We start from the raw sequence: 14,514 nt of genomic DNA, 5'->3' as shown, positions 1-14,514 counted from the left end.
CAAACACCCTCGACCCGCTTGATGTATTCGGCGTCGAGGACCATCCGGCCGTTCAATTTCATACCAGGAGTTTATCTTGCCGTTAGCGGACCCAGAGCTGGCGGCAGCGTATGACCGAGCCAGAATGGTTGGCCTGTGAAAGACTGTATAAATAACTGTGAAAAAACAGTTTGCTTTAAAGGCTATTGGGTTTTTAGGACTTTATGTATTTGCTCAAGATAGTCAAATCCAAATTTCTTAGTGGGTTCAATATAAGAGCCTTCCCCGAACTCATTCCAGCAACAAACAATTATTGTGTTTAGCGTTTTTTTGGGGTTGCCAAGAAGTTCTGATTTTGCCCTGGATAAATGCTCTGAAAACTCCTCGGGGGTGCTGTAGGAGTTGTCGTGCGCTGGATCGCTGCTACCACCCCAAGGACTTCTATCCCACCCCGAAGTCACGGGGATGACGTAAGGTAAGGGGCTTGTTTTCAACGTAAAGTTCCAAGATTGGGAGTAGCCATCCATCAGCTCCGAATAGCTTTTGGATAGAGTGCGAATCGCTGGAGTTTTTGACGGTCCGTACTGATAGTTATAGGCGCTAACTGCATCATACATTTGATTTGGTAGCTCAAGTGTTAGTGAGTCTTTTTTTGAACCTGACGCCCCAATGAAAAAGATTCCGTTAAGTCCAGATTTTTTTGCTAGCTTACGCGCTCTCGTTAGTAGTTTTTTTGAGGATGAACCAAATTTCTCTGAATCTTTGCTTAGCATGTCTGAAGAGAATATATAAACTACAGGCTTGTCGTCGATTTTTTTGTATTTCGGGTTTTTGAAGTAGTTGGATATCCAGTAATTAACTATTTCATCAAACTGTGACAGGCTTTCCGGAGTGTTCGTATGGTTTGCCCATAATAGAGCAAATTCTACGTTGTAGTCCTTAGCATTTCTTATGTATGAGTCTATAGCGTAAGTGCGGTTTTTTACGCCTGTTCCTTGATCCCAATACCAATCGTAGGCAATGAAGTTTATCCCGTATTTTTCCATCCATTGTAGGTGACTTCTCGTCACCTCATCCGACCCTTCCGTATACCATCCTAGAAGCGGTTCTCGTTCGGGGTGCGCTCTGATTTTCGCCCAGCCATCTACATCAGGCCTTTTCCAGCCGGGGTAATAGTAGACTCCGACGTCAATAGCATAGCTGGTGGAAGATATCAGGGATAGAAATGAAGCAACTAGTAGCTTTTTCAAAATGGCACCGTAAGTCCTAGGTGTTAGTGGGTTCAGCAGTGCTCAGTGACTGGGAGATGGGTTTTTTCTTGTTTTTATTTGGTGCTATAAATGGCTTTTCGATGAATAAGTAAGTGACGACAGATGTGCCTGACACTACGACTAGTGCGATAGGGAGAAGTGCGACAAATGTCAGAATCCCGGTTTTTGAAAAATCAAAAATGTTGAATGTCGAAAATGCCCAATAAAGTATTAATCCGTGAGTAAGATAAATGCTATAGCTTACTTCTCCGAGAGATTTAAGTCCGTGATGTTTCAGTAAGCCAAATAGGTCGTTTCCAAGGCTGATGATAGCGAATGGAACTGCGAGCAATAGCATTTGGAATGTTGAATATTCTTCATGTTGAAAGAGTGCGGCTGCAATTAATATTGTGGCAATAAATGCTGCACATTTTCCTTGCAACAAAGGGACTGCGTGAGGCAGATGATTTTTGATTAGAATCGGAATGAATCCGAAAAAAAATAGCTGGAAAAGACCAGGTTTAATGAGGTTGTTATGAAGCCCGAGCGCCACTAATGCTAGGGTGGATAATGACAGTATTAAGTAGGTTATTGGGCTTTTTTTTCGGAATAAGATAGCTATTAGTGGAAGTGTTAGATAGAAAATCCACTCGTAACCTAAGGTCCAGTGAGCTCCAGCAGTCATTCGGATGCTATCCTGGAATCCATTAAATGATGCCCCAAAGAAAATTAGCCATTTCAGTGTCTCTTTTGCTAATACGCTGAAGTGAACCATTTGGAATTCTGTTTTGATAAGGCTGGTAAGGATAAGTGCCGCGAGCACAAATAAATAAAGCGGCATGATACGGCGCACGCGGGAACTGAATAATTTGGTCCAGTTTGGCGATGACTCATAAGTTTTCCCTAGAAAAAGAAATCCGGTGATCATGAAGAATAATGAAACGGGGACAGCGCCTAGGTTGTTTAATAGATCGCTATCAGGGCGTGTCCAAATTCCAGTTGTTTTCCAATAGTAGGTGGTGATGAAGTGGTGGCACACTACTGATGTTGCAAGGATTCCTCGAAGCGCATCTAATGGTGAGGAGCGCTCTAGCGTTTGTTGAGTAAGTAATGTGGAGTAGCTGAATAGCTTGTTTAATAATGCTATTGATAGTGTGTATAGCAGTAGTAGCGCTGCGATAACTGTCATTTTGGAAGCCTATTAGGAAGCCATTACGTGGTTTTTTGGCGAAATTATTCCAAGATGGTCACCCTGGAGCAGGGTAGGTCTCGGTTTGATAGAGTGATTTTTATTGGGTTCAAACTTAAATATATAATAGAGTGCGCAAATCATGAATAGCGCATTCTGTAATGTGTCAATGAGGCCGGTGGATATTGTAAATGTAATATAGCCAATCACCATTCCTAGATACATGCGCCGAGCAGACTCTCGTTGGATGTTTCGAGCGACCTTGATATAAAGTAAAAAGAAGAATGCAGCATAACTAATGAGGCCAAGAGTGCCCTGGTCAATCATCAAGCGGAATACGATGCTTTCAGTATTGAAAAGATCTGGATCGAGGCCTGAGGATACAATGTTGCGAGTTGCATCAAGGCCGCCTCCGACAAGTGGAGAATTAAAAAAATGACGGGCGGAAGCTGCAAACTGTGCGCCGCGCATGGTTAAGTCGGAGCCATTCATGTCTTCGCCGAGATTGGAATCAAAGATGTTTGCAACGGATAGTACTTTATCTCTAAATAGCTCGGAGGTGGAAAAAAGAGTAACGAAAATCAAGGAAAAGGTTAGTGTGTATTTTAAGGATTTTGCTGCACTTTGGCTGAGTGCAAGTATTATAAGCGGAACCGCGAATAAAATAAGTGGGGTTCTAGAGTTTGTGAATAGCGCTCCTCCAATAATTATAGTCGTGGCCAAGCCGATTTTTAGATAATCTTTGAGGCTGAGCTTCGCTTTTTTGAGCTTCACTGTGTAGTAAGTGAGCAGCATCATTACAATAAGTGCGCCATAGGTGATGGGGTGCGAAATTGTGCCTTGTGCCCGGATACCGCGTAAGGTTTCTGCATAGGTTTGAGCAATGATGCGGCCTGTATGAGTGGTAGAGTTAATGAATTCAATATAAGGGTTGTAGTTTATTAAGTAGCAGAGGGTTCCGTATACTGCTAGGGCGCAGTAGCAAATTATATATTTGCTCATAAGTGAATTGAGCTTTTGAGGGGTTTGCCTGCCAAGGTATTCGCAGTAGATAGTCACTGGCATGATTACTTCAATGACCATGCTTGTTAGCGTCAGCAAGCCAGAATTGCTAGAGCTTATGTTTAATATGGCTGAAGCTGCCGAGGAGATGAGGATTAGATAGAACGCACGACTGAAAGGCTTTTGAGGGGTATGTTGTCTTTTTTTGAATAAATTCTTTGTCAGGTACATACCTATCATTACAAGGCAAAGGTATTTGTAAAGACTGAAGGCTGGCAGTGAAGGTGTATCAAGCAGAAGCAAGGCTTTGGGCGTCAGTACCGTCCAGACTGGGATGAGCAGTACGCTCCTGCGAAATGACAAAGTCATTGCCAGTGTGCCGAGGGCGGCCAGAATAAAAATCATATGTTGGGGCCTTAGGTCGAGTGCTTACGGTGCATTGATCTCCCGAGTGGGAGTAGTGCTTAGGCTCTAGTGGGGGGGGGGTGTAAAAAATATTTGATTTTTTAACATGTTTTTGCCCTTTTCTATATTGTTTTATTTGGACGAAAAATAACGAAACCATTTGTGCGCTCCTTGTGTTAGAAATTGTCGGATATCAGGTGGCGACAAGAAGAGAACCTGAGTTCATGCTGCTTTTTTGGTCAACGCTTTTCTTGGGGCTGCAGCATTTTGGCCATTAATAAATACTTGGAGGTTATAGACTATGTTGGCAGCAAAAAAGCACGCCGGAGGTGCGACGGCGGGTAAGTTCGAATTGATCCAGGTATTGCGATTCATTGCTGCGTTGGCTGTAGTTGTCTGCCACTCTGCGTTTTACTCAAAGGAAAGGCTGGATTCAGAGACTATTAGTTATAACCTTGGTGCTAATGGGGTGCCTCTCTTTTTTGTTATTAGCGGCTTTGTGATGATGATAGCTGCTGAGAAAATGCACAATGCGGATGGTGCCTGGAAGCTTTTTGCTATACGCAGAATTGTTAGGATTGTTCCGCTTTACTGGTTCGCTACTTCGGTGAAGCTATTCACCCTTCTGGCGGCTACCGGTCTGGTATTGCATGCACAGGTTGATTGGTTGTACACAGTGAAGTCCTATTTTTTTGTGCCAGCTATCAATGTGGATAACGAAACCAAACCACTGCTGGCGGTCGGTTGGACGTTGCTATTTGAAATGTTCTTCTATGCTGTTTTTACACTGGCATTGTTGGTTCGGGTGAGTGCGGTGAAATTTACAGCGCCGCTATTGGTTGCTCTCGCAATTGCGTCAGTTTTTAAAACGGATGCATGGAATGTGGCTTTGGCTTTTTATGCTGATCCAATAGTTCTTAATTTTTTGTGGGGGATGTTAACGGCTAGGCTAATGCAGCGAAGTGTGCTCGTTGAGCGAAATACTGCTGTTGTCATTCTTCTGCTTTCCCTTGGCTACTTGTTTTTTCCGCGCTTCCCTGAGTATGGAAATACCATAACTTATGGTCTGGCTTCTTTTTTGGTGGTTTATTGCTGTGCTAGCCTTGAAAAGACGGTAAATTTTACAATGCCACGGGGTTTGGTGTTTTTGGGGGCGGCGTCTTACTCTATTTATTTGTTTCATCCTCTAACTGCCCCAGTGGTACCTGAGGTGTTCAAGAGACTTGGCATTATCTATTCTGTTCCGTCGGTGATTGGCAGTATCCTTGTCGCCCTTTGCGTTGGGGCTTTCATGTATCGTTTTGTAGAGTGTCCACTGACGGATAAACTCAATCGCTATGTTAAACAATATTTTAGTAGTTTGACTGATTTTAGAGCGAGGGCGAAAAGTTTTGAATGAAAGGTCTAATGAAGGTGTTGGTAGGGAGTGTCCTAGCTCTTGGTTACTCCTTTTTGGCTGCTGCACCGTTGTCACAGCTAGATGCCGTGATGCCGTGTAATACTGAAAATATCAAGGCTTACCGGATATTGTTTGTCGGTGACAGCATTACTTTGCATGGCTTCGACGAGACTACAAGGAAGAATCTAGGATGGAGTCATATAAGTGGTATGGCTGCATCCTCCAGGCAGTCTGATTATGTAAGTATTTTAAGTCGAGAAATTAGTGATGCCCGCGAGCAGTCGACGGTGGTTTGTTATCACACAGCGGGAGGAAGTGGCACAGTTGACCAGCGGCTTCGAGCATTGGGCTCTGTAATTAATATGCGCCCAAATCTTGTGGTTATTCAGCTAGGTGAGCACGAGGATATTAGAAGCGGAATCGGTATTTTAGAAAAAAATTACAGAAGGCTAATTTCTGCTCTCCGTCGACTCGACAGTCGTCCGAGTATCATTGCTGTAGGCCCATGGTCCTTGTCTAGTCAAGATGGCTTGGGGCATTACAATGGTTGGTCCGGGGATATCGATAAAGTTATGGCGTCGGTCTCCTCTGAAGAGCATGTGCCTTACTCTTCAGTAGCCGATATCGCGGCTCTTCCACTAGCCCATGGTGCTGGTTCATCTGATGGGGTGCGCTGGCATCCGAATGATTACGGGCATAGCTTATATGCTAAACGTTTATTTTTTTTGTATCAGCAGGCAGCTTCCTCAGTGCGTGATTAATTTGGCGTTTGGGTATGTTGGTAGTCGCTTCATTGTCAATCTGGTTTGTGTGACGAGGTGGGGTGATGTCTCAAAGACCTTCCTGATGATCCTGTTTTGCTCAGGCAATTGCTTGAGCAAATGCTCAGTGAGCACGCGTCTGACAAAGGTAAGATTGTTCATCTGAAAAAGAGAACGCGCTGTTGCGCCAGAGATTATTCGGGCATAAGTCCGGACAAACGACTGATCCGGCAACGCCACCGCAGCGGGCTCTCTTCAATGAAGCAGAAAGCGTTGCAGATCCTGTCGATGAAGCCTGCGAAGAAGAGGTCATCGTGCCGACCAGCGTCGCGGCAAACGTAAGCCGCTCCCCGCGGGCCTGCCCCGAATCGAAGTCATCCGCGAACTCCCGAGCATGAGCTGACGTGTGCCTGCGGCTTGCCATAAACACGCCATCGGCGAGGAGGTCAGCGAACAGCTTGAAATCGTCCCGATGCAGATCCGCGTCATCAAGCATTTTCGCAAGATCTATGGCTGCCGCGATTGTGAGTCAGCACTGGTGAGGGCGGATAAACCTGCCCAACTGATTGAAAAAAGCATAGCCGGTCCGAGCGTGCTGGCCATGTTGCTGACGACCAAATACGTCGATGGTCTACCGCTTCACCGTTTCGAAAAGGTGCTGGGCCCGGCATCGATATCCCACGCCAGAGTTCGGCCCGCCTGACAGACCGGGATTCTTTTTGACTACACCACCAGACGGGTGCAGGAGGTGGCGACGCGTTTGCTCGATGGCTATCGCGGCTACGTGATGAAAGACGATTACGTCGGCTGCACCGCGCTGGGCACACAGGCAAGCGTTGAGCATCTGCGCTGTTTAGCGCATGCGCGGCGAAAGTTCGTCGATGCGCAAAAAGTGCAACCCAAGGGCAAGACGGGGCGTACGGATATCGCGCTGAACCTGATCAACAAGCTTTTCGGAATCGAGCATGACCTGAAGGACGGCTGCGATGAAGATCGCAAGGCCGATCACCGTGAGTTCAGAATGCCGGTGCTGGCTCAGATAAAAAGCTGGGTGGAAAAGACGCAGTCGCACAGCTCGGAAGGCCTTGGGCAAAGCCGTCGGTTACCTGGCGAGCAACTGGAACAAACTAGAGCGGTATGTCGAGTAAGGCTACTTGCCGATCGACAGCAATGCCGCCGAACACCACTCTCCCAGGCAACCTCACAAAAAATTTGAATTTGGTTATGTTTTCCCGCGGGGGAATGAGATGAGGCGGTGGGGCGGGGGGCTCCGGGGCAGTCAGAGACCTGACTGCCCCGGTAGCTAAGCTGAAGAATAGAAGGTGAACGTCTCAGCAGTTAATAAATGTCCTTCGAAAAGAGTGTAAACGGTGTCTTGATCAGGATCTTGATATCGAGCCACAACGACCAGTTGTTGATGTAGTTGAGGTCGATCTCCACACGCTTTTGCATCTTGTCGAGGGTCTCGGTTTCGCCGCGGCAGCCGCTGATCTGGGCCAGGCCGGTGATGCCCGGTTTGATTCGATGGCGGGCCATGTAAGCCTGGATCTTGCCGGTGTAGTAGTCGTTATGGGCAATCGCATGGGGCCGCGGTCCGACCAGCGCCATATGGCCTTGCAGCACGTTGAAGAACTGCGGCAGTTCATCGATGGAGGTGCGGCGTATGAAGCGGCCGACTGCAGTAATGCGCGGGTCTTCACGGCCGGCCTGGCGCACCTGATGGTCGTCGTGCAGGCGCATGGAGCGGAACTTCCAGACCTTGATGATCTTGCCATTCCAGCCGTGCCGTTCCTGTTTGAAGATGATTGGGCCCGGGGAAGAAATCTTCACGGCGGCGGCGATCACCAGAAGCAGCGGGCTGAAGCCGATCAGCGCGAGGGCGGCGAGGCTTCTGTCCAGCAAGGTCTTGCTCAGCGCCGCTGTCGGGTAACTGGTCAGCGGGCTTTCATTGAGGTGGATGGCAGGCAGGCCGTCCAGTTCGCTGATGGAGTGATTGAGCAGCGTCATGCTGCCCAGGTCGGGAACCCAGACCACATCGACATTGGCGTCGAGCAGGTCGATGTACAGCGCCTCGACCTGTTTGGCTTCGCTCAAGGGCAGCGCGATGTACAACCGCCGGACGTCGTGCACCTGGATTAGCTCACGCAGTTCCTGCAATGGGCCCAGAACCCGGTGGGCATTGACTTGGGTAGACAGCTCGTTGGGATTTGAGCTGATCAGGCCCACCAGCGGCGGGTACTCGGTTTTGGTCAGTTTGTCTGCCAGATTCACCGCCAGTTGATCGGTGCCGATAATCAGGGTGTTGTACTGGCTGTGCAATTGCCGCTGGTAGTGCTTGGAAAAACTGTGCAATGGCAGGTACAGCAAGGCCTGAATGCAATAACCGGCCGCGGCCCAGACCACGATGATTTCCCGGGAAAACAATTCGCTGGTCTTGCTGAAAAAACCAATACTGGTCAGTCCGGCCAGCGTCAGCAGCCATCCCAGTAGCAGGCGCGCCAAGCCGCTGAGGTAACTATGCTGCTTGTGATAGACCAGCAGCAGGGAGTAGGAAGGGACCGAGCCGAGGAAAGTAAGTACCGCCAACACGCGATAATGGGCTTCGATTTCTCCTGTCTGGTACAGCGCCAGACCAAATAACAATGTATTGACCGAAGTGATGGCAATTATCCATTGCCCCCAGAAGGTCAGTCCTTTGGTTATGTTATTTCGATTAATACGATTATGTACCATCGCGGTGTCCCTCGGGCCTGCGCCACGTTGTGTATCAGTCGACGGTTAATAAATGGCAGCCACGCACAAAGGCTGAGCGAACGCGGTTCAGTCAGAAGTTGTTTTTATTATTAGAAGGGAATAACGCGAACTAATGGCCGGCCATCCTGGCTTTGTTTTGAAGTCAGCTGATACGGTTGTCTCAGTGTCAGGGTTTTATACTAGTACCTAAATCTATGTGTGTGTCTGACGAATTATAACGGTCGTACTTTCAGAGGCCTTGTTATAAAAGGTCGTGCTCTTTTGTTAGGAGGGTATCGCTCAATCGTCTATATAATTGCAGTATTCGATAAACGTTTGCCGGGTAGGCGAGGGATGAAACGGGGCCGGAGCCATAGGAGGGTGTTTGGCGTAAGTCAGGAAATGCAGTGCAAGGCAGCAGAACATGGGTGTGGGGTGTAAGGTGGGGCGGGGGAGTCGCATTTATTGTTATTGTTTTATGCGATCACTCGCTCAGTAAGCGACTCTTATCCTTTGTGCCAGGCAGTAACCACGGTTTCTAACCGAACGGATCAGCCGTTCTCCATTGGCCGCCGTCTTGAACTTTTTCTGTAATCGGCTCAGGCACATTTCAAGGCCGCTGTATTGTTCCGGGTCTTTATCGATGCGCAGGATAAGATCGTTTTTGCTGAGCACACGTCGATCGCTGAGTACCAGTTGGGTGAGCATTAACGATTCGGTACCGGTCAATGGAATAGTAATGTCTTCTTTGACCAGTGTTCGATCGTCAGCGTTAAACCACCAGATGTCAGGATTGCCCTGGGACTCTTTAACCCGACTGACTGCCGAGATGAACTCTTCGTCGGCCACCGGTTTCTTGAGAAAGCCATCAATACCGAAGTGCGAAAAGTGATGAAGTTCCGAAGGTTCAGAGTTCGGCGTTATGAGGATGATTTCCGCATCTTTTTGATTTTTGCGGATGAAACTGACATCGCTCAGCGATATATCCGCCTGGTCGAGCAGGATGTGCGTGAATCGATTCTTTCGGATGCGTTCGCTGCTGAGTTTACCTGACTCTATTTCAAACGATAGATACAGGCGTTGCGCGAGAAGCGATTCGATTGCTTGTCGTGCCAGTTGATCCCGGGTGAAAATCAGAAAGCTGTTATTCGGCGTGTTCACAATAAGGTTCCTTCCTAGTCTGGTGAAGTTTTCAAAACTTAAATAAGCTCAGTGGGTGAGTAGTACCTCCCCTGAAAAAAGTCGAAGGGCATGCTGCGAGCCAGTGTGTGTAGTGCTTTGTGCTCTACTCGGTCCGCCACGAATTTGATCTTGCTGTCATGGATCATGCCGCTCAGGCAGTCATAAGACCTGTCGAAAAAATCCTGGCTGTTTTCGACCATGATGTCGAAGTTGGATTTGGTCAGATCCACTTTTATATAATCGAACAGCGTCAGGCTGATCAGTTTTTCAGTGCTATCGTCGCTTAAATCATAGCCATCGAAAGCGATCTCGATCCCATTGTCTTTCAATAGGTGGATGTGATTGATAATGGTTCTTTTTTCTTTCAGGTTGAACGACAGGAGCGAACTGTTGTTAATACTGGGGATCAGTTGTTGCTCATGCTTCTTGAGTAAAGCTTGAGCATCGTTCATCTCCTTAATGAGCGCTTTATCCAATAGAGCAGACTGATTCATGTTCACGAACAGTTTATTGGGCGTCTGTGCGGACGGGATGGCCTCACTCTTTGAGAGGGCATTCAATTGGATCCGTGTCAGGACTTCATGATAAATCGCCAACGGATGATCGGAATGCAGCTGTTGATACCCCTTGTTCAGAGGGGTCTCCTGTTTGGTTGCCTTGGCATAAATTTCGCTGCCGAACAGTTCATCGTTTCTTTTCAGAATCGATTGCCTGAAGAAAACCAATGCGAAGTTTTCGTGCACTATAGGTTGCCTGCCGGGCTCCATCATCTAGTCCTTTAAGAGTGAAAGTTTGCTTGATTGACTGATACGACTCCTCGAAGCAGTCGATAGCCATAACCACGAACACTGTGGATGATGTTAATACCAAAGTGTTTTTTGATTTTATTTCGAAGCCGGCTTATGGATTTCTCCAAGACCCGTGAGTCGTAGAGTTTTATATTCAAGCCCATGGATTCGGCCATGCAATCATGGTGCAGAATATTGCCTTCTGCGTTAATAAGTGCCTCCAGGGCTTTCATTTCCTGATAGGCCAGATCCAGTTTGCAATCATTGCTGTATAAGTGCAGGCATGTTTGGTCCAGTATCAACTTTATGCTGGGTTGCCATTCCGGAGTTTCGAACAACTCTGAAATCAGCCTGGCCTTTTCATCCTGATCATTAGGTACATTGATGCAGTGATCAGCGCCGGCGAGGTAGCATTCAATTTTAGTTTGCGGAGAGCGATAATTAATGGTTACGATAATGGCCAGTTCGGTCGGGGACGAACGTAACTTCTTGATCAGTGCCAGGCAGTCATCAAGAATGGAAGGGCTTTCAATATCGATTAAAACGGTATCGAGCGTTTGAGTTTCGATATCAAGGCTTACTGGGTTCGGGTAGTCTAATGTATAAACATGCGTGAGATTCGGTACAAATAGCTGGCGAAGTTTCTCTGTCGAGCGCCAAGTGCGCCCAATAGCAAGAATACCTCTCTGGCTATTTTCGATTTTGCTCTCAGAACTCATCATGCAAATTACTCTTATGTGCTGGCGTTGCAGTCTTAATACACAAAATACTGAAATTATCTGACTTTTTATAACATTTCCAGCCGTCAACACGTGTCATTCCATCCTCAAAGGTTTTAGCTGATTCAACGGCAAAGGCAACTGCGAAGGCTTAAACCAGTTGTTTTGATGATGATCGATTTAGTTGCTGCAGCCTTATCAGTCAGCTCAGGCTCTTTAGGTTGACTTTTCTATGAACAACACAGATGCACCACTGATCCCCTAATCTGGGCGACAGAACGAGGCACAACTGAAACGTTTCGGCATATGAACTGGGCGGATGTCTGCATTTTTGAAAACTGGAGTTGATTTATAAGGATATTCCACTGTGTTCTAGGGCGATGGGAGTGCGCATTCAGGAGGCGAAGCGTGTAACGACCGCCTCTTTTTAGGGCGAACGAAGCGGGGGCTATAATAATTGAGTCTTTCTGCATTATATCTGTAAGATTTTATGTCGGAAACTGAATTTGTGATCGTGTAGTTATTCTGTTTGGTTATTGAATAAAAAACACTAAAGTTGATATTGAAGCGCCATTAGTTCGATGTACTAACCGGGGGGATTGGTTACTGATCCTTCTCGCAATTCACCATCCACGCCACGCCAAATCGATCGAGCAGCATCCCGAAACGTGCCGCCCAGAACGTCGCCTCCAGCGGCATTTGGATACTGCCGCCTTCCGCTAACGCAGCAAATACCCGCTCAGCCTCCGCCACACTGTCGACATTCAACGAAACCGAACAACCGCTCATTTTGGTGGTGGGGCGATCAGGTGTGGTGTCCGACCCCATGATTGCCTGGTCTGCGACCAGCAGGCGCGTATGAATGATCAGGTTGTGGCAGTCCGCTGGAACATGATCGCGAGCCGGGGTTTCGCCGAAGGTCATCATGACTTCAATCTGCCCTGGCAGGCTTTTGGCGTAGAACGTGAAAGCAGCCTTGCAGTCGCCATTGAAGATCAGGTAGGGATTGATTTTCATGTTTTTGCTCCCGGTTATGGAGAGGGCACATCGGCTGGACGTTCAGGTTCGTCCTCGAATCCCGATGGGCATTGACTCTCCATAGCAAAGCGCTAAAACGTGGCGAGTGAGGTGTTTTTTTAGATGTTTTCACGATGGGTGAGGCCAGCCTTATCGCGTCATAACCCCGTGGAGTCGATGACTTATCCCACGTACTGTAGAACCTGCCGCGACATCCGCCAACCGAGACCATCGTCCTATGCCCGTCCTTACCCGTTTCGCCTCTTTGCTCGATCAGGCGAGACGTGCCTTGTTGCTGGTCTGGGGAACGTCCCGCGGGCTGTTTCTGGGGCTGGTACTGGCGACGCTGATTGCCGGTGTATTGCCGGCACTGGCTGCCTGGTTGGGGCAGAGGATTGTCGATGCAGTAGTCACCGCCATGCAGTTGCACGCCCAGCAGGGCAGTGCGCCTTTATGGCCGGTTGTGCGGTATGTGCTGTTTGAAGCGGGCGTGCTCGCGTTGTTGTCCGGGACGCAGCGTGCACTGTCGGTTCAGCAATCGCTGTTGCGGGTGCAGTTGGGGCAGAAGGTCAACACGATGATTCTGGAGAAGGCTCAGACGTTATCGTTGGTGCAGTTCGAGAATTCCGAGTTCTACGACAAGCTGGTACGGGTGCGGCGCGAGGCATCGACCCGTCCGCTGGCGTTGGTGATGAAGTCGCTGGGGCTGATCCAGAACCTGATCGTGTTGATCAGCTTCGGTGTCTTGCTGGTGCATTTTTCGCCGTGGGCACTGGTGCTGCTGGTGGTCGGGGCGTTGCCAGTGTTCTTTGCCGAAGCGCACTTTTCCGGGGATGCCTTTCGCCTGTTTACGCGCCGGGCGCCGGAGAGTCGGCAGCAGAATTACATCGAGACGTTGCTCTCCCACGAAGGCTACATCAAAGAGGTTAAGTTGTTCGGCTTCGCGCCGCTGTTGTTGCAACGTTATAGGGACACATTTGCGCGTCTTTACGCCGAAGACCGGCGCCTGACGCTGCGTCGCGATGGCTGGGGTTTTGTACTGGGGCTGCTGGGCACCGCTGCGTTTTATCTGGCCTATGCCTGGGTCGTGGTCGATACCGTTCACGGCAACATCAGCCTTGGGCAAATGACCATGTATCTGGTGCTGTTCAAGCAGGGGCAGGCTGCGGTGAGCAGTAGCTTGAGCGCGATCAGTGGTCTCTACGAGGATGGCCTTTACCTGTCGAGTCTCTATGAGTATTTGGCCGAGCCGGTTATTGCCGATAGCGGAAGTTTGACCGTGGGCGCCGTGCCCGGCGATGGCTTGCGTTTCGAGAGCGTCGGCTTCCGTTATCCGGGGGCGAGCCGCGACGCTTTGCAGGGTATCGATCTGCACCTGCTGCCCGGGCACAGCATTGCGCTGGTGGGGGAAAACGGTTCAGGCAAAACTACGCTGATCAAGTTGCTGACTCGGCTGTATCGCCCCGATCAGGGCCGTATTTTGCTGGATGGCAGCGATTTGCAGTCCTGGGACGAAGAGGCGCTGAGACGGCGCATCGGCGTGATTTTTCAGGACTACATTCGCTACCAGTTCTCCGTGGGCGAGAACATCGGTGTGGGCGATACCCTTGCGTTCGACGATGAAACGCGTTGGCAGCAAGCGGCCGCGGAGGGCATGGCCGCGCCCTTTATCGAACGTCTGGATCGCGGTTACGCCACCCAATTGGGCCGGTGGTTTGCCGGTGGGCAGGAGCTGTCCGGTGGGCAATGGCAAAAGATCGCCTTGTCTCGCGCTTACATGCGCCGCGATGCCGATATCCTGATTCTGGATGAGCCGACCTCGGCCCTGGACCCTGCGGCGGAAGCGGCGGTGTTCGAGCATTTCAGTCAACATACCGAAGGCCGCATGACGTTGCTGATTTCTCACCGCTTCTCCAGCGTGCGTAATGCCGACCACATCATCGTGCTCGACCAGGGGTCGATCCTTGAGCGAGGCGATCACGACAGCCTGGTCGCGGCGGGCGGGCGCTATGCGCAGTTGTTCAACGTGCAGGCTCGTGGTTATCGGTAGTTTGAAAGTCTCATGAGTCACGAGATTGTCGTAAATCCCA

At 49.1% G+C, this 14,514-nt stretch carries 11 protein-coding genes and 1 pseudogene; 4 read left to right on the top strand and 8 right to left on the bottom strand.

What is annotated here, in order from left to right:
• Positions 1 to 182: 182 nt before the first annotated feature.
• From AB3226_RS03510 to AB3226_RS03500, 3 genes are read right to left on the bottom strand one after another with little or no spacing between them, the layout of a single operon-like run.
• Positions 183 to 1,229 (bottom strand): glycoside hydrolase family 99-like domain-containing protein, encoded by a 1,047-nt coding sequence (locus tag AB3226_RS03510; protein ID WP_367372046.1) that lies wholly within the window; start codon positions 1,227 to 1,229, stop codon positions 183 to 185.
• 16 nt (positions 1,230 to 1,245) lie between these two features.
• Entirely contained in the window at positions 1,246 to 2,418 is a 1,173-nt protein-coding gene (locus AB3226_RS03505) for an acyltransferase family protein (protein ID WP_367372045.1), read from the bottom strand.
• A 12-nt stretch (positions 2,419 to 2,430) separates the two neighbouring features.
• Positions 2,431 to 3,825 (bottom strand): hypothetical protein, encoded by a 1,395-nt coding sequence (locus AB3226_RS03500; protein ID WP_367372044.1) that lies wholly within the window; start codon positions 3,823 to 3,825, stop codon positions 2,431 to 2,433.
• 301 nt (positions 3,826 to 4,126) lie between these two features.
• On the opposite strand from AB3226_RS03500, the gene AB3226_RS03495 reads away from it, so the two are divergent.
• The 3 genes and pseudogenes from AB3226_RS03495 to AB3226_RS03485 all read left to right on the top strand — a co-directional run.
• Positions 4,127 to 5,224: an acyltransferase family protein gene (locus tag AB3226_RS03495; protein ID WP_367372043.1), complete on the top strand. Its 1,098-nt coding sequence runs from the start codon at positions 4,127 to 4,129 to the stop codon at positions 5,222 to 5,224.
• Between the two features lie 8 nt (positions 5,225 to 5,232).
• Positions 5,233 to 5,985, top strand: a complete 753-nt coding sequence (locus tag AB3226_RS03490; protein WP_367372042.1) for an SGNH/GDSL hydrolase family protein — start codon at positions 5,233 to 5,235, stop codon at positions 5,983 to 5,985.
• 120 nt (positions 5,986 to 6,105) lie between these two features.
• A pseudogene (locus AB3226_RS03485) lies at positions 6,106 to 7,130 on the top strand (transposase); the annotation flags it as partial.
• A 193-nt stretch (positions 7,131 to 7,323) separates the two neighbouring features.
• Here the strand turns inward: AB3226_RS03485 and AB3226_RS03480 are convergent.
• The 5 genes from AB3226_RS03480 to AB3226_RS03460 form a co-directional block, all read right to left on the bottom strand.
• On the bottom strand, positions 7,324 to 8,718 hold the full coding sequence (locus AB3226_RS03480; protein ID WP_367372041.1) for an undecaprenyl-phosphate glucose phosphotransferase: 1,395 nt from the start codon (positions 8,716 to 8,718) through the stop codon (positions 7,324 to 7,326).
• A gap of 492 nt (positions 8,719 to 9,210) precedes the next feature.
• Complete coding sequence (locus AB3226_RS03475; protein WP_367372040.1) at positions 9,211 to 9,879, bottom strand: winged helix-turn-helix domain-containing protein; 669 nt, start codon at positions 9,877 to 9,879, stop codon at positions 9,211 to 9,213.
• Positions 9,880 to 9,917: 38 nt separating this feature from the next.
• Positions 9,918 to 10,667, bottom strand: coding sequence for an EAL domain-containing protein (locus tag AB3226_RS03470; RefSeq protein ID WP_367372039.1), 750 nt, complete (start codon positions 10,665 to 10,667; stop codon positions 9,918 to 9,920).
• 11 nt (positions 10,668 to 10,678) lie between these two features.
• Positions 10,679 to 11,410 carry a winged helix-turn-helix domain-containing protein gene (locus AB3226_RS03465; RefSeq protein ID WP_367372038.1) on the bottom strand — a complete coding sequence of 244 codons (732 nt, stop codon included), beginning with the start codon at positions 11,408 to 11,410 and terminating at the stop codon, positions 10,679 to 10,681.
• 600 nt (positions 11,411 to 12,010) lie between these two features.
• Complete coding sequence (locus AB3226_RS03460; RefSeq protein WP_367372037.1) at positions 12,011 to 12,424, bottom strand: VOC family protein; 414 nt, start codon at positions 12,422 to 12,424, stop codon at positions 12,011 to 12,013.
• A 238-nt stretch (positions 12,425 to 12,662) separates the two neighbouring features.
• On the opposite strand from AB3226_RS03460, the gene AB3226_RS03455 reads away from it, so the two are divergent.
• Positions 12,663 to 14,474 carry an ABC transporter ATP-binding protein gene (locus AB3226_RS03455; protein ID WP_367372036.1) on the top strand — a complete coding sequence of 604 codons (1,812 nt, stop codon included), beginning with the start codon at positions 12,663 to 12,665 and terminating at the stop codon, positions 14,472 to 14,474.
• Positions 14,475 to 14,514: the final 40 nt, after the last annotated feature.

It is taken from the genome of Pseudomonas lini, from assembly GCF_964063345.1.
In the GTDB taxonomy this organism is placed as follows: domain Bacteria; phylum Pseudomonadota; class Gammaproteobacteria; order Pseudomonadales; family Pseudomonadaceae; genus Aquipseudomonas; species Aquipseudomonas lini_B.
Note: the sequence above shows the minus strand (reverse complement) of the source record. Positions and strands in the feature narration are given on the sequence as shown.

Bases quoted from the DNA above. Each gene is read 5' to 3' on its own strand.
- AB3226_RS03505 (WP_367372045.1), bottom strand. From the start codon at position 2,418: ATGACAGTTATCGCAGCGCTACTACTGCTATACACACTATCAATAGCA.
- AB3226_RS03500 (WP_367372044.1), bottom strand. From the start codon at position 3,825: ATGATTTTTATTCTGGCCGCCCTCGGCACACTGGCAATGACTTTGTCA.
- AB3226_RS03495 (WP_367372043.1), top strand. From the start codon at position 4,127: ATGTTGGCAGCAAAAAAGCACGCCGGAGGTGCGACGGCGGGTAAGTTC.
- AB3226_RS03490 (WP_367372042.1), top strand. From the start codon at position 5,233: ATGAAGGTGTTGGTAGGGAGTGTCCTAGCTCTTGGTTACTCCTTTTTG.
- AB3226_RS03480 (WP_367372041.1), bottom strand. From the start codon at position 8,718: ATGGTACATAATCGTATTAATCGAAATAACATAACCAAAGGACTGACC.
- AB3226_RS03470 (WP_367372039.1), bottom strand. From the start codon at position 10,667: ATGGAGCCCGGCAGGCAACCTATAGTGCACGAAAACTTCGCATTGGTT.
- AB3226_RS03465 (WP_367372038.1), bottom strand. From the start codon at position 11,410: ATGATGAGTTCTGAGAGCAAAATCGAAAATAGCCAGAGAGGTATTCTT.
- AB3226_RS03460 (WP_367372037.1), bottom strand. From the start codon at position 12,424: ATGAAAATCAATCCCTACCTGATCTTCAATGGCGACTGCAAGGCTGCT.
- AB3226_RS03455 (WP_367372036.1), top strand. From the start codon at position 12,663: ATGCCCGTCCTTACCCGTTTCGCCTCTTTGCTCGATCAGGCGAGACGT.